We start from the raw sequence: 24,744 nt of genomic DNA on the forward strand, positions 1-24,744 counted from the left end.
CCGCCCGGCGCCCTGCGGGCAGGCTTCCTACCGGACAGGCCCGGCACGGCCGACGCTCTGCTCGATCTCCTTCGTCTTCGTGCGCGGTCGAGGCGCATCGAAGAATTAGAACTGAAGTTCCCATTCTCGTGGATGCTGAAATTAATGGCTTGTTCAGAAGCCCTTCATGGGTTCTGAACCCGCGTCCGAGGGACCTGTTCCTTCCTGGGTCGGAGACCTCACTAGGGGTGCCGGATCTGCCGATCCGTGAAAATTCCCAGGTCATCACATTGAAGCTGCGGTCGTGTTGAAGCGTCAACGCATCCTGTGGGTCTCTGGGGGCTCCCACCGGTCGTGACGGGAAGAACGCATTGCATTCAGACAGGCGACGGGTCTTCAAGAGGCTCTGCGTGCGTCAGGTTCCGGTGCCGTTGTCAGTGGCAGTGGATAACTTCAAATGCATTGTTGTCCGAGCTCCAGTCGACGAAATGAGCGCCGGAGTTCGCACTTGGGGGAGACCCCGCCCGCGGGCGGGTGTCGGCGTGAGGGGGTAGGCGTGTCGAGGCCGCGGATGTGGTGGCAGGAGGTCGTACCGGGGGACTGGTACGTGTTCGGGATGCCCGATGACCTGGTGCGCGAGCGCTATCTCGCGCTGCTGGCCGCTTTGGAGGAGTTGTCCACCCGTGGGCCGATGTCGACGCTGTCCGACATCGCCGCGCAGGTCAAGACCGTCGGCTACCACGACCCGCTGCCCGAGCCCGAGTTGCGCAACTCGCTGGACCAACTGGCCAAGTGGGGTTTTGCCGAGCCGTTTCGTGACTACGCGGCTCCGGTGCGCAGCTTCCAGGGACTGGTCGTGCGGCAGGAGGCGTGGGCGCTGACGCGCCGGGGGCGGGGGGTCGTTGCTGCGGTGCGTGCAGCGGTGGTCGATGTGGTGCGCGCACTTCAGCTGCCCAGCCGTCTGCTCGACGGGGTGGGGCGCACGCTGCGCGACATCCTCGAGCACCTGGACGGTGATCACGGTCTGCTGCCCGGTGATCTCGAGGACGTCCGCACCCGCATCGACGAACTGCAGCGGGTCACCGCCGACTTCTACGCGGCGCTGGCGAGGATGGTGCAGTCCGACGTCACCGACAACGAGGTGTTCGGCGAGAACCGGGACCGGGTCGTCGAGGCGCTGCGCCAGTTTCCCCGCGAATACGGTCGGGGCCTGCCGCGGGTGGAGACTGCACTGGCCGAGCTGCGTGAGGCCGGCTTCTCCCGTGCGGTGGAGGCGGCGTCCGAGCACGCCGGGCTGGTGGATGCCGCCGATCAGCAGCACTGGATCGACGAGCGGGTCCGCCGGCTGGCCGACCTGGAGGCCTGGTTCAAGGCGGACGGCACCGTGCACCGGCTGATCAGCTCGGCCAGCGGCGCGGTCCACACACTGCTGGTCGCCATCGACCGCCGCTACATGGCCCGCCGGCGCGGCAGCGACCTGGGAGTCGATTTCCGGGCGCTGGCCTACAGCCTGCACCGCCAGCCGGACGACACGGCCGCGCGCCGGGTGTACGCGGCGGCGTTCGGGGACTGGCCTGCCTGGCACGCCGTCATCCGCGCGGGTGAGGAGGACGTCGCTCACGGCACGGCGGCCCGGGCGGGCACCAGCCGCCATCACGTCGAGGTGACTTTGCGCGAACACGAACGGCACGGACCTTCCACGGGCCGACCCCGCAAGGTGCCCGACACCACCGTCAGTCGGGCCGCCGCCCAGGCCGAGGCACAATCCGCCGCAAGGCGCCGCCGTCATCTGACCGGGCTGCTGGCCACCGACGGCGAGGTCGATCTCGGACACTTCGCCGCTCTGCCCTCGGATGCGGCCGTCGTCCTGCTCAATGCCGTCGAGGTCGCGCTGAGCCAGTACGACCCCAAGGCCGGCTGCGGGCGGGCCGAGGTCGACGACGCAGGCCTGCAGGTGACCGTGCGGCCCGGGCGGCCGCAGACCACCGTCACGGTCGCTCTCGCCGAAGGCCGGCTGTCCGGACCCGACCTGAGGATCTCCGTCACCCCGCTGGGCCAGAGCACCGCCGTGCACACCGTGCCCGCGGCCCGGACCGCGCAGACCTGGAGCGTGGCATGAACGAGGCGCTTCTGCTCCCGGCCGACCTGCGCGAGAGCGCCCGCCGGCTCATCGCGACCGGGCGTCTGAGGGAGGAGAGCGATCCCGAGGAATACCGGGCGGCGCTCAAGGGCCACCAGGCACTGGCGGAGTTCTTCCGCACCGAACTGAACTGGGTCCTGGAGGTCCACGAGGTTGCAGGTCTTGTCCGACTCCACAAGCGCCGCAGCGACGTTCCCGCCGACCGCGGCCCGCTGCTGTCCCGCGAGCGGCGTCCGCTGGCCTCCGCCACCGTGATGATCCTGGTCTGTCTGGCGTGCGAGCAGCTGTGGCGTCGCCCGCGCATGAGCCTGCGCGAACTCCTGCAAGCCATCGCCCAGGTCTGCGCCACCGAGGCCTTGCAGGGGCGGCTGCCCCGTTTTCCCGTCGTGGCCTCGCAGGAGGTGAGCAAGAAGGAGGCCCGCGAGCACCGGCAGAGCCTGGCCGATGCCCTCAAACTCCTCGTCGCCGAAGGCACCGTCAGCGTCGACGCCGATCTGGACCGCGCCCTGGCAGACGACGACGGCGACCTCGTCGTCACCGCCTCCCGCGACCGCCTCGCCGCCAAGTTCTCCTCCCTGTCACCCACCCTGCTGGAACTGAACGACCTGCCGCCCCAACAGCACGCCGCAGCGCTGTCCGCCGAATCCCTCATGGACCACACCCTCGAAGGAACGGACGCACCACCCACGCTGGAACAGCGGCGCCTGAAGGTCATCCGCCGGCTGGTCGACGACCCGGCCACCGACCCGCTCGACGACCACACCGACACCACCACCTACCTGCACACCCTGACCGGACGCGAACGCGCCCTCAACGTCAGTGCCGCCCTGGGCCTTGCCACCACCGTGCGCCGCGACTGGTGGCAGACCACCGATCCCACCGGCCAGGCCAGCGGCATCGACTTCCCCAACGGCCGCCGCATGGAACGCCAGGCAGCTCTGGCCCTGCTGGCCACCCTCCCCGACCGCGACGATCCCACCGCTGCACTGACGCTCACCGAAGTCACCGATCTGTTCACCCGTGTGCGCGACAACCAGCCCCGCTGGGCCGCCTCCTACGACCGCATGCCCGCACTGGCCCGCGCCGCGGCCGCCGAACTGGTCGGCGTCGCCCTGCTCATCCCCGACCCCGAGATCCCCGACCGGTGGCAACCCACCCCCGGCGTGCACCTGTGGCGCGTCCGCGTCCACCAGAGCCTCCCGGCCGCGATCCGTCCCCACGCATCGCCCGCCACCCCTCCGCGGTTCGAGCAACAGCTCCTGGCCGAACCCGCAGCAGAGGCAGACCGTGCGCCCGCCGACCGGCAAGGAGACGAAGGATGAGCATCACGGAACATCCCGCCCGGCACCTGGGCCCGGCCGCCGCCAGCGAACTGGCACTGGGCCTGCCCGGAGCGGACGACCGCTGGCAGCCCACCCGCGCCGGCATCGTCAACTCATGGGCCTGGGCCGACGAGCAACTCTGGTTCTCCGACGGCTGGCTCGCCCTGGTCGGCCCCAACGGATCCGGAAAGTCCCTCACCGCCTCCATGCTGGTCACTGTCCTGCTGGACGCCGACACCTCCCAGACCGCCCTGTCGGTGTCCGGGAAGGCCGCAGGAACCCTCACCAGCCGACACACCGACTGGAACGACCGGGAAGACCGCACCGGCATCTGGTGGCTCGAGTACGGGCTGCGCGACGCAGCCGCCGGACACACCCAGTTCCTGACCACCGGACTGTGGCTGAGGGCCACCGGAGGGCACCTGCACCGGGCGTTCTTCATCGCACCCGGACGGGTGGGAAGCGAACTCACCCTGGAAAGGGACCGCGAACCCGTACGCCTGGAAGCTCTTGCCGGGCAGCTGGCCGACTGCCACGGCGAGCTGTTCGCCGACTCCAGGGCCCTGCGCGGCCTGCCCACCCGGCTCACCCTCCAGGACGAGCGCTCCTACCGACAGGCCATCCGCACCCGCCTGTTCACCCCGCTCAACGAGGTCCAGTTCGAAGCACTGCTCGCCGTCCTGCGCAGCCTGCGCAGTCTGCGCACCGCCGAAGCCATTTCCCCCACCCGCATGCGCCAGGTCCTCACCGACGCCCTGCCCGCTCTCGACACCGAGAACCTCACCCTGATCGCCGAGGCGATGGAGCGAATCGCCGAACTCGAGAGCAAACTGCAGCGCACCCGCCAGGAAGCCAAACTCCTGGAGGACACCGACCGCAACTACCACCGCTACCTGCGCACCGTCGCCCAGGTCGAGGCCGCCGCCCTGACCGCAGCCAACACCGACTTCGACAACCAGGCCCGCCGCACCAAGAAGGCCACCGACGACCTCGAGGCCGCCGAGAAGACCTATGGGGACGCCGAACGACAGCAGGCGCAGACCCGGACCGAGATCTCCGAGCTCAAAGGCCGCCTGGACGGGGACGAGCTGCTGCTGCGCGACCATGCCGGTGCTGAATTGCCCCACAAGGAGGAACGCGCCCGCGACCTTGCGACCGTGGCCGCGGCCGCCACCGACCGGGCCGAGACGGCCGACGCCGACGCCGACGAAGCCCTCCAGAAGGCCGACCACAGCTCCGACGCCGCCCGGGCCGCGCAGCAGCACCTCACAGGGCTCGCAAGCGACCTGCGCGCCGGCGTCACCGACCTGGGAGCCGAAGCCGCCTTCGAGCACCTCCTCGCCGCCTCCGCAGTCCTGACCGCGGCCCGCTCCGGCGCCGAGACGGCCCTGGACACCCAGCGGCTGTGCAGCCATCCCCTGTCCTGGACGGACGACCGCATCCGCCAGATCCAGTCCGTCGACCGCGCCCTGGTCAAGCACCAGCACACGCAGAGCGCGGAGAGCGATGCGGCAGCCGAGCGGCGCAGTGCGCAGGACCAGGAAGACATCCGTCGTGAAGCGGCGCGCGGGGCGAGCGCCCGCCGGCGCCAGACCGAGGAAGACCTGGCCGCTCGCCTCGAGGCCTGGCAGCAGGACGCGCCCCAGATCGGCCCCGTGGCGGCCGATCTGATCACCCTCGGCGAAGACGCGACGGACCGTATGGACACCGGCAGGCTCACCGACTGGCTGGCCTGCGCAGCTGCCGCAACCCGGTCCCGGATCGACCTGGCCGGGCATCAGCTGACCGCGGCCACCGACGCCGCTCTGGCCCGGTCCGAGGCCCGTCGGGCCGAAGAGGCCCACGCGGATCACACCGCCGCACAGCACGCCACGGCCGAGGCCGCCGACGCGCACGAAACCGCTCAGCAGCGGGCGGACGACGAGAGCGCAGCAGACGAACGCCGGCGCGCGGACGCCCACCACGCTCACCAACAGACCCAAAACGATGCCCGGGCCGAGCTCGATGCGCTCGACCGTGCCCGAAACGACGCCGAATCCGCAGCTGCCCGAGAGGCGGCCGACTGGGTCGGTGAGATCCACTCCTGGCGCAGCCGACTGACGCACCTGGCCGCCACCGACATTCCCCTGCCCGCCTCGTCGACGCCGGCCGCGCAGCTCGAAACCCTGCAGCCCGCCGACCTCGAACTCACCGCTGCCCGCGCGCACACCCGGGCCACCGTGCGTCTGCAACGCCGGGCGGATGCCGCCGGCCGACAGGTGGAGGCCGCGACCGAGCAGGTCGCCGCCGTCGAGAGCGACCTGGAACAAAGCCGTCAGGCCGCACCGACGCCTCCGGCACCCGCCTGGCGCACGCGCAGCCCCCAGGACGGCGTCCCCCTGTGGGCCCTGGTCGACTTCATCCCCGGCCTGCCCACCCGTGAAGCGGACCGTCTCGAGGGTGCCCTTCTCGTGGCCGGTCTCCTCGACGCTCTGGTCACCTCCGACGGACGCCTCGTCGGTGGAGACCTCACCTTCACCGCCGCCGCGCCTGCGCCGGGGCGCACGCTGGCCGATCTGCTGGTCGTCGAAACAGATCCCGCCCTCGACGCCGACCGGGTCCGCGACGTCCTCGCCGCCATCGCCATAGACACCCCGGGCCGCGACCTGGCCGCGGGACAGCTGGCCCACGGGGTCCTCACCGCCGGCGCCCCCGACGGCTACCAGGCGGCCTTCATCGGCCGCACCACCCGGGAACGGGTCCGCCGACAACAAGTGGCTCGCCTCGAACAAGACCTGGCAGCAGCACTCGACCTCCAGAGCGACGCACAGGACGAACTGACCCGTCGCCGCCAGGACATCGCCGACGCGGACGTCGAGCGCGACAGCTTCCCGCCCGCCACCCGACTCCTCGACGCCCGCGCCGACCTCGCCCGCCGGCGACGGGCCGCCGACGACGCCGAGCGCCGCACCGCACAACTCCTGGCCGACGCCCGCCTCACCCTTCACCGCACCCTGGCCGTCCTGGACACTGCAGCGGCCGAACGCACCACGCGTGTGGCGGTCGCCGCACGCGAACACCAGCACGCCCAGGAGACCGAGAACCAGGCCGCCACCGCAGCCAAGGACGCACAGGATCTCGCCACGCGACAGACCGCCACCGCCCGACACAGCGAACAGATACGAGCGCAGGCCGCCGCCGCCCAAAAAGAGGCCGACGCCGAACAAGCAGACTTCCCCCACCAGACAATTCACACGGTCAACACTGCCCAGCACGACGAGGACGGTGCCGAAGGGGAACTGACCCAGGCCCGCTCGGACGCCCTCAAAGCCACCCATCGCCACCAGGAAGCCGGCAAAGCCGTCAGCGACGCACTGCGCGCGCTCAACCGGGCAGCAACCCTGCCCGATGGCAGCCTTCTGCCCACCGAGCCGCAACGCCTGCAGACGCACCAGGCGGCCGTCAACCAGCTGACCGGGCACATCCAGGCATGGGACCACGCGGCGGGCCGTGTCACCGACCTCTTCACACGGGCCGACACCGACAGGCAACAGGCCCACACCCTCCACCAACGTCGCACCCTGGCCCGACAAGAGGCCGACAAAGCATTGCAGTCCGCGCGCGAGGAAGCCGCCTCCGTCGCCGAGATGCGCACCCTGTACGGAGCCGAGTACCAAGAACTCCGCGCACACCGGGACACCACCGCCCAGGCACTCCAGGAGGCCGAAGCACACGCCGAGGTCCTGCACAACCGACAGCAGACCGCCGGCCAAGCAGCCAGCGCCGCCCGCGCCACCCTGGAAGCCATCACCCCGCTGCGCCAGGACGCCGAGAACACACGCGATGCCCACCTGCGCAGGCTCGGCCGACTGGTCGACGAACACCTGGCCACCGTGCCCGACGACGTGCCCACCGACCCCGCCGGCCGCCCCGCCCATCTCACCGCCGGACTCACCTGGGCCAGGCGCCTGCTCGCCGACGCCGCCGGCGGCCCCGACCGCCTCGCCGCCCTGACCCGACTGCGCGACCGCCACCTCACCGCACTGGAAACCAGCGCCCGCACCGCCAGCACCGCCCTGGCCCGCTTCGACCGGCAGGTCACCCTCGTCAGCATCGAAGACACCGCTTGGCGGCGCGCAGTCGTCGCCGACCCCGCCGCCGTACGAGGCGAAGACGTCCACACCACCGTCCACGCCCTCAACGCCACCGCCGCCCAGCTCGAGGACGACCTGCGCGCCGACGTCAAACAGACCCTCAAAACAAGCCTGTTCACCCGCCTGCAGCGCGACATCCAACTACGTCGGGAAGCAGCCTGGGACCTCGTCGCCAAGATCCGCACCACCCTCGACGACGTCCGCACCGGCGTCGCCGACGTCGGAGTCCAGGTCCAATGGGGCGTCCGCGACGACCCCGACGCCCAGCGCATGGTGCATCTCATCGAACAGCCGCCCTCCGACGACACCTTCGAGCAGATGTATGACGTGCTGCGCCAACGCATGAACGAAAAGGCCGGCGAACCGTGGCCCGACCGCGTCGCCCACACCTTCGACTACCGCGCCTGGCACACCTGGAAGATCTCCGTCACCCACGCCTCCTTCGAAGCCGCAGGCAAAGAGAAATTCCGCGAAGTCACCGCCCGCTCCAACCCGCTGGAAGCCCTCTCCACCGGCGAACGACGCCTGGCCACCATGCTCCCGCTGCTCGCCGCCGCCTGGTCGATGTACTCGGCCGACCACTACCGAGGCCCCCGCCTGCTGTCCATCGACGAGATCGACGCAGCCTTCGACGACCCCAACCTCCGCCAGATCCTCGCCCTGCTGCGCTCCTGGAACTTCGACGTCCTGGCCACCGCACCCTTCATGACCCCCCTGATCAAGAAGGAGACCCGGCGCGCCATGATCCACCAGGTCGTCACCACCGGACGCCACCGCGTCACCGTGCCCTGGCTCTGGCAGGGCCACGGCGAACCCCAGCCCCTCAGCCTCGACCTGACCACCACCCAGCCCCAGGACACACCCTGATGGCCGATCTGGACGTCATCGCCACCGACCCCGACCTCGCCCCGCTGTGGCAGGCCGTCCACGACCGCCTCAGCACCGGCAAGACCCCGTCCGACATCGCCACCATCACCGTGCCCGCCCTCTCCCCGAGCGCAGTGGCCGCCCTACGATCCTGGCTCGACACCCCTGCCCAGCGCCGCCGCGGCCGCACCTCGGTCCCGCACACCCCCCACGGCCACAAGGTGCCGCTACACCCCCTCCTTACCGCCCTCCACCTGACGGCGGAACAACTACAACCCCTCGTCGAACGCGCCATCGGCCGCAAGGTCGTCAACCGCAAGAACGACCGGCTCGAATCCGCCCTGCTGCGCCAGGAACTTTGGGACCACGCCGCAACCCGACTTCCGCACCTGCCCCTGCTGCTGGCCCGCCTCAAGGCCACCGGAATCGAGAACGACGCCGCCCCACAGATACGCCGACTCGTCGACGCCCTGTACGCCCTGACCCGCGAACTGCCCCACCAACGCCCCCGCACCCTGGCCAAACTCGCCCACGACCACGCAGGCGACCCGCACTACTTCGACCTCGCCACCTTGCCAGGACAACGCTTGGTCTCCGCAGTGGCCGAACTCGCCGGACGACCCGAACCCACCCGCCCCGACCACATCCGCGCCCTGCTCGCCGAATCCGGCATCATCGCCGACCGACTCTCCGCCACCGTCCTGCTCCACCAGGTCCGCCCCACCGGCGACGGCCCCATCGACCGGCGCCTTCGCGAAGCGACCGCCCCCGTGGCCCTGACCCTCCTCGACCTCACCCTCTCGCCACCGAGCCTGGCACCCACACCCCTCACGGTGGTGGAAAACCCCTCGATCCTGGAAGAAGCCCTCGCCCGCGCCAGCACCCTGCCCCTGGCCTGCACCAGCGGCCAGTTACGCGCCGTCGACCACGCCCTCCTCCAACTCGCCGTGGACCAAGGGGTCCCCCTGCGCTACGCAGGCGACCTCGACACCGCAGGCCTCCAGATCGCCGCCACAGTGCACCAGCTCTACGGCGCCGAACTCGTGGCCATGGACGCCACCATCGTCCACACGACGCGAAGCACACCCTCAGCCGTCCCCATCGGCGCACTTCCACCTGCCCACAGCAGCACAGAGCTGGGCCAAGCCCTGCAAGCAGATGGCCGCATCGTCTACCAGGAACACGACGCAGTCCTCGACCGCCTCCTCGCCACGCAGGACGCGAGCGTCACGACCTCGAAGGCACATGCTCCGGCGCACGACGCAGACCGTTGATCGAGGGCGAGGAGCACACCACACCTCGCGCCAGCGGATCGAACTCCCCGCGAAAGGAACCAGGATTGACCCTCATCTACGGGGCACCCGAACGCCCCGACGCGACCGTGCGCCTGACCACCGACGGCCCCAGCGAACAAGCCGTCACAGTGGACCTGACCCCTCTTCCCGACGCCGTCCGCAAAATCGTCGTCGCCGCCGCCATCGACGGACCCGCGACGTTCGCCCACGCCGGGGCCATCGAGATCACCGTCGCCCGAGGAACCGGCACCCGAGCCGTGGCCCAGGCCACCCTGGACGCCGCGACCACCGAACGAACGCTGCTGCTCGCCGAGATCTACCGGCGTGGCCCGGGATGGCGCGTCCGCGCGGTCGGCCAGGGATACGACCACCAACTGGCCGCCTTGGCCCGCGGCTTCGGCGTCGACATCGTCGACTGACCCTCCCACCCACCCTCCGCCGAACAGAGCCCTGCACGACATCGGGCCCACCGTGCCGAGATCCCGCGGGACAACCGGGCCTCGGCATCGATCCCCGCCACGCCCTGCTCACTACTCGCGAGCATTCAGCGCGTCCGCCCTTCCCGACACACCGACCGCGCCGCGGTCCGCGGCGCCCTCGACACGGTTGCGGCCCTCGCCCTTCCACTGCGCCGCCGCGACCGGGCGGCGCCCGCGACTTGCCCCTGCCCCTGCGTTCGCCGGAGGCACGAACCGGGAGAAGCCCCGGGCCTATCGGCTGCCCGGCGGCTTCGGCCAGGGTGCTCTCGTGACAGCCGCGTCCAGGAGGTCACCCAGGCGCAGCCAGGCACCGGGTCCGGAGTTGGTCGCCGGGCAGGTCGCGAACCGGTTCCACGCATCCTGGTCGGTACCCAGGGCCTCGCGTACCGCGGCGACCACCGACGGATGCGCGCTCCCGTAGCGATCCCCCCGGGCGCGCAGCGCCGACCAGGCCGGCAGAGCGCGTACGAGGGCCTGCTGGGTTTCCGTCCTGGCCAGGACCAGGCGGGTCCAGGCTTCGCGCCATGTCGGTGCGCCGCCGAGGTTCTGGCGCAGGCTCTCGGTGAGAGGGAGCAGCACGGTGTCCGGACATGCGTGACGTCGCAGCACCTTCTCGAAGTCGTCCTTGGACCTGTGTCCGCTCGCGGCGCAGGCGAGGAGAGCCTTTTCCACGAGGGAGTCGTTGCCGGTGTGCCGGTCCAGGTAGTTGCTCAGTGCTTGTGCCGGGACGCCTGCCAGTTCGCGCACGGTCACCTTGTCCGGGGCGCCGAGAGCGGCACTGCGGCGATCTCCACCGACGGACGGCGGAGGACCGGCGAGGACCCGCTCGATCGTGTCGAGGATCTCCTCGAGTTCACGCCGGTGATCCTGACGCGGTGGGAAGGCTGGATGGTGATGGCGCAGCCGCCCGCGCGCGTCATGGACGATCGGGCGGATTCCGGCTTTCACGTCGTCGGTGACCGTCGGGAGGTGTACCACGAGCTCGCGCACCCAGGCCACCTCGCTCGGGTTGATGGTCGAGTAGCGTTGCTTGGGCTCCCAGAAGGGAAGGGCGCGTGCGGCGGTCTCGGCGAACATGGTCGCGAGGCTGGAGAGTTCGGCTGCAGGAGCACGCCAGTGGGCCTGCTGGTAGCCGTCCTTGGCCTGTGTCGGGTTGAGCAGGTGACGCCAGGTTTCCGAAGCGGCGCGTTGCACCCAGGTCACCGGGGCGTGACACCGCCGGTTGAGCAGTGTGGTGCTGCTCCGGCCCAGGGCGACAGAGAGGTCGATCTGCTCCTCGTCCGTCAGGGCGGACAACTCCTTGGCAAAGTGAGCAAGGACCTGTTGTTCGTCCGATCCGGCGCGGCGCATACGGCAGGCCTCGGCCACCAGGATCTCGCGCGGGAACCGCTCGAGATCTGCTGCGGCGAGCTCGGCCAGCAATCCCGGCTCAACCGCCCAGGGCAGGCTGCCGAGCAACTCGTTGCGGACCGTCCATTTGGCGTCGGTGCCATCGGCCCACCGGACGAGTTCCCGATGCCGCTCTGGATGCCGTTCGAGGATCTGGCGCCACATGTTCTCCCATGCCGCGCGTGCGCCTTTGTATCGCCTCAGCCATTCCTTCGTGTCGCCGTCTGCGTCCAGCTCGTCGGGGTCCGGTGCGGCAGGAAGGGTGTCGCGGGCGGCCGCGAAGACCAGGTCGTGCAGTGGGCCTCGCCGCAGCACGACCTGGGCGGGTGTCGGTATCTCGAGCAGCTGGGGCGTCATGGGTGGGGTCGCAGCCCCGCGAATACGCAACTCCTCGGCGATCGCACCGGCGAGCTGTTCACTGGCTCGCGGGCTTCCGAGCACAGCCAACTGCTTGAGAGTGCACCGCTTCAGCGTCGTCTCCTGCAGCGATGCCGGACACGACGGATGTCCGAGCGCGAGCGCGACAAGGGGTATGCCGTCCTCGAGGTGGTACGTCTCCTTCTCGGCCTCCAGATCCGCCACGGCCGCCTCCAGAAGCCACTGCGGCGCCTGCCGTGCATGAGGCCCGGACAAAAGGGCCTCAGCGAGTGCCGAGCGTTCACGGTGAGATTGAGCGGTCCGAACCTGTCGCGCCGCCAACTGCACCACGGGGTCGTCCGAGCCGCTGCCGGCCATCGCTGTGAGGAGGAAGTCGCAGGGAAGCACAGCGGCGGGGTCCTGGCCGGTCACGAATGGTTCTCCATCAAGGCTTGTCGGGCTGCTTGCCCGGCATGATGCCGTACGGCACTGACATCGACTCCGCACGCACCCGCGCAGTGAACCCGGCCGGGGAATGGGCACTCGGCCGACGTCGGCGATGACCTCGAGGACGCTGCCGTACTCGGCCCGATGGACGGCGGGCCTTGTGGGCTGCTGTGCCTTGTCGGGCATCGTTTCCCACACGCGGGCGATACGTGCTCAGGGTGATCTGGAATCTGCGGACAGGCCTCGTCCCCTGACCCGCCGTCGAATCCTGTTCTCGTCCGGTGCGGGCTGGTTGGAACCGCCGTGGTCCCAGCCGGGGGCGGGGAAATCTGCGGTTCGAGGCGACGGGAGCCAGGTCGTGCGAGTTCTCCGGAGCCACAGGAGCAGGTCTTCGGTTGCTCCGGGAACGCGTCACTGCGGTCTCCTCAAGAGATGCGGTCGGAAGATTTCTGTTTGAGCCCGCCTCGGCAGGTCGTGATGCAGCGCCACGATCGCGCGGGGAACGGCGTACCGCACCGAGGCATGCTGGGCCTCGTCGTCCGGGCCCGGCGCAGACTCGGAGGCAGACTTCCGATTCGAATGAGCCGTTTCCGCAGCCGCCAGTGGCTTGGCCAGCCTGCTCGTTGCTGTCGGATGCGTCAGAGTGGCAAGGCCTGTTGGGCTTGGACTTTGGCGGCTGCCTTCTGCGCGGCGAGGAAGTCTTTGACGGCGGGCTGGCCCAACAGCAGGGTCACGGTGCGCGGTTTGGGCCGGTGCCCACCGGTCAGTTCGGTGAGGAAGTCCGTGGTGACGATCCGGCGTGCTGGAGCATCGTGGACGTCGTCCAGGACGCCTTGGCCGATCAGACGGGTGGCGGTGTCGTCGAGGGTGTTCTCGATGGTGCGGTAGAGGTCGGCCGCGTCCTGTGCGATGGCCTGCTGGGCAAGGGCGAGGGCCTGTTGGATCAGGCGGTGGTGGCACCAGTCGTCGTCGCCGTTCGGGGCGGGGAACGCCTCGGTGGCAGCGTCACGTCGCTGGCTGTGGGTGCCGGCCGAGATGACGGCTGGCATCTTCTGGAGGAGGCCGGCGATGCGCTCGACGTCGAGGGGATCGGGCTCATCCGCCTCGGGACGCTCGAAACGTGCCTCCTGCAGATCGTCCATGAGCACTTCGCGCTGGGCGTCGAGGGCGTCGGCCCAAGCCGCGGACATCTCCCACTCATGCACCACGCCCTCCACGACAAAGGTGATCCGCACGGCGTCCAGCGCACCCGCACGACGCCGCGCGGCGGTCAGCAGCCTGTCCGCCCTCTCGCGCAGTGCAGCAGGTACGCCGCCGTCTGCCCCATCACCCATCAGCAGCGCCAGCTCGTCCTCGTCCTCGTCGTCGGCGGGAAGGACGTCGAACTCATCGGCGTCGAAGTGGTCGAGGTCCCCGTACAGGACGCGGGCCCCGCAGGCGGCAGCCAACTGTGCGACGGCTTCGGTGTCGTATCGGTCCGGGCTGAGAACGGCCCGCAGCCCGGCATCCCCGCCGACCGATGCCGAGATCAGCTGCAGCCCGTGCCGAGAAGCCGCTCCAGGCAGCGCATCGGCCACCTTGCGCAGGTCACAAGCCATCACAACCTCCGTACCTCCGAGATCACCGGGTGCTGAAGTTAGGGGGCGTCGCTGTCGGTGAGGGCGAGCTCTGGACAACCTCGTTCGCAAGGGGGCCGCAGGAGGGACAATGCGATGCAGCTCCCACGTGCTGAAACGATCCGCTGTCATCACCCCCGAGAGCCCGGGCTGCGTCCGACCGGGCGTCCGCTCCGGGTGGATCGCGCCGTGTCGGCGGCTGCGGGGCCGGTCCGTGCAGGGGCGTAGTCGGCGTGGGTCGCGTGTTCGTCCGGGAGGGCGGAACCGGCGCGTCCTGCAGCGCTGTCGCCAGGCTCGGTGATCCGGGACCAGGCCGGGCGAACGGTCGTGGGAGGACCTGGCGCGACACCTCGAATATTCCATGAAAGGGTTAAAGAAAAGGGTTAAATGGGGGAGTGGGGCTTGGTAAGGTCCCGAGCGGAGGTAGCGACCTGTGGCATCCGAGGAAGAGCTGTTCGCGTCGGTCGACGCACTGCTGGAGGCGGAGCCGCAGCTCCCTCATCCCGCAGAGCGCGCCCGACTGCGTGAGGCCGCCGGTATCACCCAGGCCCGACTGGCGACCGCACTGAAGACCACAACTCAGTCCGTCAAGAACTGGGAGAACGGCCGGAGCGAACCGAAGTCGCCCCGCCTGGAGGCATATCAGCGCCTGCTGAACGGCTGGGCCGCGAAATACCCCGCACACGGCACGCCCGTGACGGTGCCAGCCCCGCTTCCTGCCTCGTCCCAACAGCGGACGGCGTCCCCGGCGTTCACGGCCCCCGCACCCGCGCTCCACGAAGCGGACGCCACCGCGCCGGTACAGCACCCCGACACCCCGGCACCCCAAGGACACCCGCCGCTCCGCCCCACCGCCCCGCCGCACCCGCCGGCCAGGAACCGGGCTGCCCAACCCCTCGACGCCGACCTGCGCTTTCCCCACGGCCCCCTCGCCGTCCTGGACGGCGACGGCTCCGCCTACGCGGCAGCTGGCACCGTGCTCGACTGCCCCGCCGCCACCATCCCGGAACTCGTGGAATGGACGCTCAAGGAATCCGGCCTCGGCGCAGCCAAACTGCACCGCAACGGCAAGGACGCCGATCCCCTGATCATCCTCACCGCAAGCGCCGCGATGAAACTCGGCCTCCCCGAGCACCTCGAGGGCCACGAGCAACGCCGCTCCCTGCGCCTGCCCGCCGACCACCCGGTGGTCAAGCAGGTGGCGAAGGCGAAATGGAACCTCACCCAGCGCGGCTTCGGCCCATGGGCGCGCATCTACCGTCCCGCACAGTCGGGCCGACGCCAGTGCGTCCAGCTCGCCGTCCTGTCCTGGGACGCCCTCGACGAGCGTTCCTGGCCGGGCGTCGCACAGATGGAGCCCGCCGACATCGCCCGCGTCCTGGGCATCTACGCGACGCGGGTCATCACCCCGCGCGGCAGCACGGCCGTCTGCGGACTGGAGCTGATGACCGCGCTGCGTCCGCCCACCCGGGCCCTGCAGGACAAGGAGACCGGGAACTGGGTGTCCGGCCACAACCCGGGTTCCCTGGGCACCGAACCGATGGATCCGGCGCCGCCGGAGGCCACTGCCGAGCATCCCGTGGTCGTGAACTCCGGCTGGAGCGGCGGCTTCCTGGACGAAGAGGCCTACCAGTGGGTCCGCGACGTGGACCTGCTCACGGGCGAGGAAGCGTCCCTGCCGTGGGCGGTGGGCCTGGACCTGAACACCGCGTTCCTCGCGGCCTCGGCCCGCCTCACCGTGGGCCTGTCCGCCCCGGACCACTTCCACACCCCCACGTTCAACCCGAAGATCCCCGGCTCCTGGCTGGTCGACCTCAGCCGCATCGAGACGGACCCGCGCCTGCCCTCGCCGTTCACCCCGTCCGGGAGCCGCCCCCAGGGCCCGGCCTGGTACCAGACACACACCGTCGCCTACGCCCAGGAACTCGGCCACAACGTCGCTCCGATCGAGGCGTATCTGCGCCGCGAGACGGGCGCCTATCTGGACCCGTGGCACGACCGGCTCAAGACCGCCTATGTCGACACCCTCGCCGACCTCGGCGTCACCAAAGACCTCACCGACACCGAATTCCTCGCGGCGATGGAGCGGCACAAGGACGCCGACCCGGCTCTGGCCGCGGTTCTCGCCGCGATCAAGGCAACCGTCAAGGGCGGCGTCGGCAAGCTCCGCGAGCGTCCGCAGGGCCGCCACTACCGGCAGGGCGAACGATGGCCCGCGCTGGAGCGCCCGACCTGGCGCCCCGACATCCGCGCCGCGGTCATCTCCAAGGCGCGTGTGAACATGCACCGCAAGCTGAACAACATGGTCAAGATGACGGGCGTGTACCCGCTTGCGGTGCTGTCCGACTGCGTCGTGTACCCCTCACCCGGCCGCAGCCCGCTGGACTTCCTGCCCTACAGTGCCTCCGGCAAGCCCCAGCCCGGCGGCTTCCGCCTCGGCCCCACCCCCGGCCTGGCCAAACTCGAAGGCGTCCAGGACCTGGCCTGGGCCGTCGACCTGATGGAACAGGGCCTCAACCCCGCCCGCCACATCAAGGGCGGCGACGCCGTCCTGGACGACGGAGAGTAGAAACGTGGGAGAGATCGACGAGGCGATCGAACGCGCCGACCGGGAAGCGTTCACCCGCGAACCGCCCAAGACCCTCCCGGCCCGCATCAACTACCTGCTCAAACAGCTGGGAAGCGCGAAGGCCGTCGCAGCGGAACTGGGCGTCACCGCCGACTCGGTGAACCGCTACCGGCGTGGAGCCAGGAAACACCCGCCCAAGGACATCACCACGAAGATCGACGCCGCGGTGCGATCCCGCTGGCAACCGCGGATCCGCAAACGCCGACGCACGCAGGCCGCCTCCGCAGGCGGCATCACTGTGGAGACCCGAGCCCGCTTCGGCTACACCGCACCCATCGGCACCACCGACGACGGCCGCTTCCGCCGCCTCACCGTCCACCTCCCCGCGACCTACGCACAACGCCTGTTCGACGCCCGCGACGCCGGCGCCGACGACCAGGAACTGCGCCAGATCATCGCCGAAGGATTCAAAGACATCTACTTCCAGGACGGCGGAAGCCGCGCCACGGGAATTTCGGACGTGGCCATCAACGACATCGACTACCTCGACCTGGATTTCTGAGCAGATCGCGAGAATGCCGGGCGCTCGGCCATGATCTGGGACATCTGGCGTAGCCCTCTGGACGAGTTCGCCAGGCATGACGTTCTGCTCGGTCCTGACCGCTCCTTGCCCCGAGCACCTCACAACAGCCCCTCACTCCCCATCCGTTGCCCAGCGGCCGCAACTCCCGGAAACGGCTGGATCCGCGGGGGCGCCTCCGGTCTGACGACCCGCACCGCCACGGCAGAGCCCCGGCCGCATCTCGCATGCCTGCGCCGCAGGTGAATCAGCCTTCCGAGGCAGACCGCAGCCGCTCACCGGCTGGGACCGCCTGCTTCTCCTGCCCCGGGAAGAACACGGCGAAGAACGCACGAGCGAATACCTCATGTCCTGAACTAGCCCTCAAAACACGGTAGTTGTACCTCATCAGGTGATCCACTGTCAGTGCCTCCCGCCAGCATGACCGTGACGCAGCCGAGCCACGATCACCTGGGGGACCCATGCCTTTCGTCCGTCCGTACATGCGCTCCGACGGAACGCCGGTACGCGGACACTCCCGCTGGGCGCCCGGCGCCCGCCGGGAGATGACCGTCTTCGCAGTCTTCGGCCCGGCCGTACTCGGCTTCGGACACACCTCGGCCACAGAGAGACCCGGCAGTGTGTCGCCCACACCGTCGGTGACCTACCCGATCCGCTTCGATGACATCCCCCACAACGCCCCGCGGGTGGCCGTCCCGCACCCGACGGTGTCGTATCCGATCACGTTCGACACCCCCGCACCGCGCAAGGCGGCGCCCGCACCCAGCGTGTCGTACCCGATCGACCTCGCAGCCCTGGGAGGCGGGCGATGACCCGGCGTCCGCCCGCCAGGCGGCGGACCACCGGTCGGCGCCCCAGCCGCCGGGGCAGCCGACACGACACATCCGTCACCGCGCCGGCCGTGGCCGCCGTCGCAGCGGCCGCTCTCGTCGTCATGGTGGTCAACTGGCTGCTCGCACACTGGTGGTTCCTGCTCATCGCAGGTGTCCTCGCCGCCCTGGGCGGCTTCGGATGGTGGCAGCAGCGGAGGCAGCGCATGCAGTGGGAGCAGGCCCGCTCACGCGCTCTGCGCTACGGACTGGCCCAGCTGGATGGGCTCTCCCACCAACAGTTCGAGTACGCGGTGCGCGACCTGATGCACCGGGACGGCTGCACCGACGCCGTCCAGGTCGGAGGGCAGGGCGATCTCGGAGCGGACGTGAAGGCCACCGATCCGCTGGGACGCCGCTGGGTGATCCAGTGCAAGCACCGCCGGCACGGTGAACGCGGCGCCGCGGTGGGCACCCCGGAACTGCAGGTTCTCAACGGAACGGGCCGACCGGTCCACAAGGGGGATGTCGTGGTGATGGTGACCAACGGCAGGATCACCCAGCCCGGCCGCATCTTCGCCCGCCAGCAGCGACTGCACCTCGTCGACCGCCACCTGCTCGGCTCCTGGGCCGCCGGATCCCGGCCCTTGTGGGAACTCCTGCCCGCGCTCCCCACACTCCGCAGGCCCTCACCGCTCTCCCAGGACACAGGCGCGCCCGGCCGACCCGAGCGCGCCTGACGAGATCACGGGAAAGCGAGGAGGCAGCAGGCGCACACGTTCCATGATCGTCAGTCGGGTCTGGGCTCTGTCGACCTCGCAATAGTCCGGTGGCTGACTCGTCATCTCGGGGGAGCGGGATCGTGGCCGTAGAGGGGTGCCTTCCTTTCCTGCAGCACGTTTCGCAGGCACTCGGAGTCGGTGTCGGCAAGCCTGAGAATCTGGCCGATGTGTACGTGTTTTGTTGCCATCCACCAGCATTTGCCGCGTCCAGGGCCGTCTGTGCTCGCTACATCTGTACGAGGTGCATTTCATTGGAGGGGGCTTACGGTGCTGACGATCAATGTGGCGGTGCTCCTGGCGATCGTCATTGTCGTGCGGCTCCAGCGCCGTACGGAGGCGCGGAAGCGGTCCGATGAGCAGTTGACGGTGCTCATCGTGCTGGTGTTCGGGGTGCTGGTCGCCCCGACGGCCTTCGGTCACGGGGTCGTCGACGTGGTCGGGCAGGTCGCTGAAGGGATCACTCAGTCAGGCCGCTGACACTCTTCATTGCTACAACACCCGGCGGCATCCCTCCCGACTCGGAGAACGCAGTCCCATCGCCTACGAGAAGGCACCCGCCGCAACATCAACTAGCCTGGCCCCAGCCGCATAGCCCGTGGCCAAGATTCCGGGTGAAGGCCCACTCAGAAACCGTGAACAGCACGCCAGGCATCAAGGGCTCCGACGGTCTGCTGCCCGACGACAATTGCTGCGACGCCCGGTTTGAGACGGGTCATGGCGTGCACGACATCGATGAAAGGCGAGTCCAGCAGGGCCTGCGTCACCTGGTCGGCCTCAGGGTCGGCATCCTGGTGCAGCCTGTGCCAGTCACGCAGGTTGGATCGTGCCCGAACGAAGGCGTCCAGCCGTCCTTTGACGAGGTCAGGACGGTTGAGACCGAATACCTTGATCGTCTCTTCCCCCTTGGCGGACAACGGATCGTAGGTGCCGGCGGTTAGCAGCAGCACCAGGTGCGCGGCAGGATCCTCTGCCGTGGGGTCCACCAGCAGGCAGACACCGTCTGCATCCACTGGGTACTGGTCCCTCTTCACATTGCTGTTGCAGTGGGAACAGGCCAGAAGATGGTTGACCCACACGAAAACCCGCAGCGGCGCCTTTGCCAGAGGCTGGAAGTGATCGATGTCCGTGGCGCGGCTGTCATCGCAGTACATACACCGGACAGCGCCATGCGCCACGGTCTCCAGCGCCGCGCGCACATGCTTCTTCGGAGCTGTCGCATCACCCCAGAGCTCGCGCGCGGCCTCAACGGTTCCTGCAGCGGCCTCGACCTTCTTCGTCCACCGCGTCAGCAAGCCTTGCCCGTGCGAGGAGAGAGCGACGCGTTGAAGCGGGATCACCGTTCGTGCTCCAGCCGGGCCGACACCTCGGCGACCCTGCTCTCCAGAGAGCTCGTCAGCAAGTTGCCCAGCTCCTGATACTCGGCAACTTCTTCGGCAGTGGCCCTCTCGGCATACACCTTGCGCTCAAGTGCCACAAGACGCTGACGATGCTGCTCGGCGCGACCGGAGTAGGGCGTCTCCAGTCCGAAGAGCTCCGACAACACGGCATCGTCCCCGCTGCCGTAGACGACCCGCCGGTAGAGATCCTCGGCCACCACCTCCGGGGCCTGCTGCTCATCGATTCCGGGAAGCCGGATCAGCCCGCCCTCATCCGCGGCCTGGCAGATGTAGGGACTATGACTGGAGACGATGAACTGAATGTTGGGGAAGTGCTCCTGCAGCCAGCCGCCGATCTTGCGCTGCCACGTCACGTGCAGATGCGCGTCCACCTCGTCGATCAGCACCACACCCGGCTGCATGACCGCCACGCCACCGCTGGCAGCCCGAGCGATATCCAGGCGCCCGTAGACGCCGTGGATCTGCCGGACGATGTCCAGCACCAGAGCAGCCACCGTCCGATAGCCGTCGCTCATCTCCTTCAGCGGAAACCCCGGCCCCTTGAGCCCGTCCTCCACCACCCACAGACCGTCCGCCGTCACTCTCTTGATCTGATACCGGTCAGGCAACAGCCCATCCTGCAACAGCGCCAGAACCGTGCTCAGCAAGGGGCCAGCTACGCCACGCTGCGTATCCTCCTCGAACGATCGCAGTCGCAGATCGACCAGCCACGCCACGCCCTCGGCCAGCGACGCGTCCTCATGGAAGAGAGTGGCCAGGCGACCACTCGGCCCCTGGTTCACCATGAGGCGTTGGGCCTCACTGGATCCACCGGTCAGCCGCCGGAATGGGCCGTAACCTGCGCAGAACCAGCCGATCGGGTTCTCGGTCCACGGACCGCGGGGGCCGCTCTTGCCCTTGCCGGCCAGCGCGTCCATGACCGGCCGCTGGACATGGTCCTGCTCGGACGGGCGCGTCCACTGCAGCCCCAGGGAGATCTCATCCTGCGGTGTGTTCCCCGGGCCCACAAAGCCGTCAAGCCCGGCCTGGCCGGTGACGCGGACCTCCACATCACCTTTCCTGGCACCGTGGGTGATCCAGCCGGTGAAGTCCGCCACCAACGCGCGCGCGACAGCCGGCCCGCCCAACGCCAGTGCGATCGCCTGGAGCACGGTCGACTTCCCGGAACTGTTGCGTCCGGCAAGCACCGTCCAGCCGCTACGCCCGGGCAGAGACAGGTCGACCGCGCGCCTGCCGCTGAAACCCTTGATATTTCTAAGCTGGACCCTCTTGACGTACACCTGCGCCCCGTCTTCTCTCCGACCGTCGTACTGCCCTCGACACGAGCAAACATCGCTACGGGCACCGCGCCTTAGCGTCTCACGGCCCTCGCAAGTCAATCCCCCGCAATGGCATGAGCGCCCACCTGCGTCGTCTCGGTCAGATTGCCCGCAGCCTGTCTGTTCGAGCTGAGACGGCAGCCTCAACTACTGAAATCGGCGATGCCCTCGCGGGCGACGACGATGCACGCCTGCCGGTGACGGGAAGCGAGCACGCACAGCCGCCCGGCCTCCAGATGGAAGGCGGTGGCATCCCGGCGGCCGGACAGCGGGTGCACGACGATGACGACTTCGAACTCGCGGCCCTGCAGCCGGTTCGCGGTGCCCACCGCCACACCTGGCGCGCCGGGTCTGCCCGTCCGGGCGAGGGCCGTCCGTACCAGGTCGGCCTGGTCGCGGTGGGCGACGCCGATGGCGATGTCGCCGGGTTCCAGGGGCCGGCCGCCCTGGTGGCGCTCGCATGTGGCGACCGCTCCGCGGTGCAGCAGCCGGCCGGCGAGGTCGGCGGCGGTCTGGAGGGTCTCGGTGTCGGTACGCGGGACGTGGCGGCGTGGCAGTTCGTGCAGGGCCCAGCCGGTGGTGAACGCCTTTGCGAGTGTCTCGTCCAGGTAGGTGTTGCCGAACCCGGCGGTGCGGAAACGCACGCCTTCGCCGATTCCGGCGGTGAAAGCGGGTGAACGGTAGAACGCCTGGGCGATGGTCGGTGCGGCCGATGACGGCAGACGCCAGGACACCGGCAGCCGGTGCACGGGGATCCCCTGGTTGTGCTCCAGCATCACGCTGACCCCGTTTTGCGTCGGGTCGTGCGGCAGTCCGATCCAGCGCTCGGTGCCGACGATCGTGAACGGGTCCAGCTGGCCCGGGTCGCCGACGAACAGGCCTCGGTCGAAGCGTTCGACGATCTGCAGCAGCATGTCCGAACGCATCTGGTAGGACTCGTCCAGGATCGCCCAGCCGGACGTGCCGTCGCGTACGGTGGCCCACTTGGCGGCGGTGCCGACGATGATCCGGCAGCCGGCGAGGTCGGCCGGGGTGCGGCCGACGGTTGTGTTCGTCAGAGCGCTGACGTCCGGTGGTGGACGGGGTCGTGGGCGGGCGGCACTTGCCTGAGAAATTCCTAGGCGCGGCCGGTTCGCACTCGGGACAATGTGGTCATGCCTCTGACAGGACCTGAGCACCAGCGGCTCACGCAGGCCACGCCGACGCGCGACAACGAGACCGACGGCCGGTGGATTGCTTGTGACGAGTCGGGCTACGACGGCGAGGACCTGTTGAGCGACGGCCGTTACCTGATGCTCGCCGGAGTCGCCGTTGACGACGCGGAGGCCGAGCTCATCGTGAGTGAGCTGCGTAGAAAGACCTGCATTCAGCCGACCGTGCGTGACCTGAAGTTCAGACACTTCCAGCGCGGAGACCGACTGGATAGGCTCAGCCGGCTATGGCAGCCCGGCGGTGCGCTGCACGGCCGCTGTTCGGTGTACGTGGTCGACAAGCGGTACGGGCTCATGAGCAAGATCATCGATCTTTTGGTCGAGGAAGAGGCGTACAAGCGTGGTGTCGACCTGCACGTGAACGGGCGGGCCAGGAAGTTGGCCCGAGCCCTCGCCTGCGATGGCCGGCGCGCGCTGAAGGACGACCGGTACGAGCGGTTGGAGAGGGCCTTCGTTGCCTTCGCACGTCGCAGGGACCCTGGTGACCGGCAGGCAGTCATCCAGACGTTTTACGACGAAGTAGAAGACGCCTGGACGGCATCGAGTCGTCGCAACGTCACTGAGGCCCTGGGACTGCTTCGGGCCACGCGCGCACACGCTGACGCGCTCCACGACGGCGCTGGGCGTCAGCATCCTCCGCACCTAGAACTGCTGGATACAGCGCTAGCAACCCTTACCAGGGCTTGGAGCGAGCGACTTGGAGCGATCAGTGTCCTGGCGGACGAGCATCGAGAGCTGACGGATTCCCGACTCGAAACGACCGCGAAAATTCTACAGATCGGAGCAGGGGCCACTCCCTCTGTCATGCATCGGCGTCTTCGCATCCGTCGCATGGCCCGCGGGAGCTCCCACGACCATGCATCGATCCAACTTGCCGATCTGCTCGCCGGGGCTGCGGGAGCCACGGCGAAGCACAGCGCCGACAACCCCAACGAGACCGGCGCGATGCTGCGTCCGATCATCCTGCCGCTGATCGAACCGACGTCGCTCCTGCCCACTGACGATCCGGATCCCTTCCTCAGCGACACCAGCAGGAAGTGATCGTCACATCACCCGCTCCAGGCCGAGAACCGCCAATACGGCGAGCTTGTCGGTTGGCAACGACGGGTGCCCCATCCTGTACGTGATCGCTGGCACGGACCGCTTCGTCGTCCAGGGTGACCGCGTCACCGGCGCTGGTGAATTTGGCCAGCTGAACAATCTCACCGTGGACGAAGGCACGGCGGCCGTGCCGCGCGAGCTGCTCGCGAACTTCGGTTCGAAGAAACCTATGCACGTGCCTGAGTTCATCGGCCTTGAGAGGCCCGGAGGACCTCGCCGTCCTCCTCGTGGATGTCAAACACCCCGTGTGAACCCGTTCGTACGCCCGAGGTGGCACCTGTACCGGGAGACCGCCGCGTCGGCGTCGGCGGCGCGCCCTCATGGTCGCAGTGCGTACCCGACCGCTGGTCAAACCCGACTCCTACGACCTGGCGTGCAATGAAGCAGTTGCGCGGCTCGGGCTCAGCGCATGCAGGCTGGATCAAGGTCCTGTGCAAACAGCTGTAGGTGGATCCGCATGCCAGTGTTCACCTCAGCCGCGCTTTTCCGGTCCATTTGAGGAATCGAGATCGATGGACCAAGGAACAGATGGAAAGGACGTACAGGGTCGTGGTGGAATCCGTGATGTGCTTTGATCCGTCGGTTCCAGGCCGGGCCGTTGTCCGGAACACGAGAGGACGGCCTGGCGAATTCCAGGGATCGGCGCCATGTGAGATCACATCGCTGAAAGGGAAGAGTAGCTCCTTAAGGTTCCGATCATGATTTGCCGCTCTGGAGGGAACGCGTTCGGGCTGGGTGAAGTGAGCGCAGGAATCGCATCATCGGGCGAGATCGCGGGGGTTTCGGTCTCGGGACTTTCTCGGGACCGATGGAAGGCCAGCCCGCCGCTTGCCGTGCGCCGAGGGGTGTTCCTCTCCTCGGTGAGGTGTACCTCGACGGGTGATCGGGTGAACTGGTGGGCGTCGAGCCCCTGTCCCTATTCCGGAGAGATGTCGTGCTCCCTGATTGCGGA

15 protein-coding genes and 1 pseudogene are annotated in these 24,744 nt (G+C 69.0%); 11 read left to right on the forward strand and 5 right to left on the reverse strand.

Going from position 1 to position 24,744, the window contains the following annotated elements:
• Positions 1–535 precede the first annotated feature (535 nt).
• From OG780_RS44105 to OG780_RS44125, 5 genes and pseudogenes are all read left to right on the forward strand, one after another.
• Entirely contained in the window at positions 536–2,098 is a 1,563-nt protein-coding gene (locus tag OG780_RS44105) for a DUF2397 family protein (RefSeq protein ID WP_328443446.1), read from the forward strand.
• Positions 2,095–3,441 carry a DUF2398 family protein gene (locus OG780_RS44110; protein WP_328443444.1) on the forward strand — a complete coding sequence of 449 codons (1,347 nt, stop codon included), beginning with the start codon at positions 2,095–2,097 and terminating at the stop codon, positions 3,439–3,441. The genes OG780_RS44105 and OG780_RS44110 overlap by 4 nt, the downstream gene beginning before the upstream one ends.
• Complete coding sequence (locus tag OG780_RS44115; RefSeq protein WP_328443442.1) at positions 3,438–8,441, forward strand: SbcC/MukB-like Walker B domain-containing protein; 5,004 nt, start codon at positions 3,438–3,440, stop codon at positions 8,439–8,441. The genes OG780_RS44110 and OG780_RS44115 overlap by 4 nt, the downstream gene beginning before the upstream one ends.
• Entirely contained in the window at positions 8,441–9,715 is a 1,275-nt protein-coding gene (locus tag OG780_RS44120) for a DUF2399 domain-containing protein (RefSeq protein ID WP_328443440.1), read from the forward strand. Before OG780_RS44115 ends, OG780_RS44120 begins: the two co-directional genes overlap by 1 nt.
• Positions 9,716–9,786: 71 nt before the next feature.
• Positions 9,787–10,155 (forward strand): annotated as a pseudogene (locus tag OG780_RS44125) (TerD family protein); the annotation flags it as partial.
• Between the two features lie 291 nt (positions 10,156–10,446).
• Here OG780_RS44125 and OG780_RS44130 read toward each other — a convergent pair.
• The gene (locus OG780_RS44130; protein ID WP_328443438.1) at positions 10,447–12,186 is read right to left on the reverse strand and encodes a hypothetical protein; all 1,740 of its coding nucleotides are present in this window, start codon (positions 12,184–12,186) and stop codon (positions 10,447–10,449) included.
• A gap of 860 nt (positions 12,187–13,046) precedes the next feature.
• The gene (locus OG780_RS44135) at positions 13,047–13,985 is read right to left on the reverse strand and encodes a hypothetical protein (protein ID WP_328443436.1); all 939 of its coding nucleotides are present in this window, start codon (positions 13,983–13,985) and stop codon (positions 13,047–13,049) included.
• Between the two features lie 472 nt (positions 13,986–14,457).
• Between OG780_RS44135 and tap the strand changes: the two genes are divergently transcribed.
• The 5 genes from tap (at position 14,458) to OG780_RS44160 (ending at position 19,241) form a co-directional block, all read left to right on the forward strand.
• A complete protein-coding gene (gene tap, locus OG780_RS44140; RefSeq protein ID WP_328443435.1) occupies positions 14,458–16,593 on the forward strand; it encodes a telomere-associated protein Tap in 2,136 nt (711 codons plus the stop codon).
• 4 nt (positions 16,594–16,597) lie between these two features.
• On the forward strand, positions 16,598–17,155 hold the full coding sequence (gene tpg, locus OG780_RS44145; protein WP_328443434.1) for a telomere-protecting terminal protein Tpg: 558 nt from the start codon (positions 16,598–16,600) through the stop codon (positions 17,153–17,155).
• 479 nt (positions 17,156–17,634) lie between these two features.
• The gene (locus OG780_RS44150) at positions 17,635–17,985 is read left to right on the forward strand and encodes a hypothetical protein (protein WP_328443433.1); all 351 of its coding nucleotides are present in this window, start codon (positions 17,635–17,637) and stop codon (positions 17,983–17,985) included.
• On the forward strand, positions 17,982–18,722 hold the full coding sequence (locus tag OG780_RS44155) for a restriction endonuclease (RefSeq protein WP_328443431.1): 741 nt from the start codon (positions 17,982–17,984) through the stop codon (positions 18,720–18,722). Before OG780_RS44150 ends, OG780_RS44155 begins: the two co-directional genes overlap by 4 nt.
• Positions 18,723–19,031: 309 nt before the next feature.
• Entirely contained in the window at positions 19,032–19,241 is a 210-nt protein-coding gene (locus OG780_RS44160; RefSeq protein ID WP_328443430.1) for a hypothetical protein, read from the forward strand.
• Positions 19,242–19,387: 146 nt separating this feature from the next.
• Here the strand turns inward: OG780_RS44160 and OG780_RS44165 are convergent, their stop codons facing one another.
• The 3 genes from OG780_RS44165 to OG780_RS44175 all read right to left on the reverse strand — a co-directional run bounded on the left by OG780_RS44165 (position 19,388) and on the right by OG780_RS44175 (position 22,406).
• Positions 19,388–20,101, reverse strand: a complete 714-nt coding sequence (locus OG780_RS44165) for a hypothetical protein (protein ID WP_328443428.1) — start codon at positions 20,099–20,101, stop codon at positions 19,388–19,390.
• Complete coding sequence (locus OG780_RS44170; protein WP_328443426.1) at positions 20,098–21,441, reverse strand: AAA family ATPase; 1,344 nt, start codon at positions 21,439–21,441, stop codon at positions 20,098–20,100. The genes OG780_RS44165 and OG780_RS44170 overlap by 4 nt, the downstream gene beginning before the upstream one ends.
• A 182-nt stretch (positions 21,442–21,623) precedes the next feature.
• Positions 21,624–22,406, reverse strand: coding sequence for an AAA domain-containing protein (locus tag OG780_RS44175; RefSeq protein WP_328443424.1), 783 nt, complete (start codon positions 22,404–22,406; stop codon positions 21,624–21,626).
• A 228-nt stretch (positions 22,407–22,634) separates the two neighbouring features.
• Between OG780_RS44175 and OG780_RS44180 the strand changes: the two genes are divergently transcribed.
• A complete protein-coding gene (locus tag OG780_RS44180) occupies positions 22,635–23,732 on the forward strand; it encodes a DUF3800 domain-containing protein (RefSeq protein ID WP_328443422.1) in 1,098 nt (365 codons plus the stop codon).
• Positions 23,733–24,744: the final 1,012 nt, after the last annotated feature.

The sequence above is a fragment of the Streptomyces sp. NBC_00386 genome (assembly GCF_036063235.1).
GTDB lineage: Bacteria > Actinomycetota > Actinomycetes > Streptomycetales > Streptomycetaceae > Streptomyces.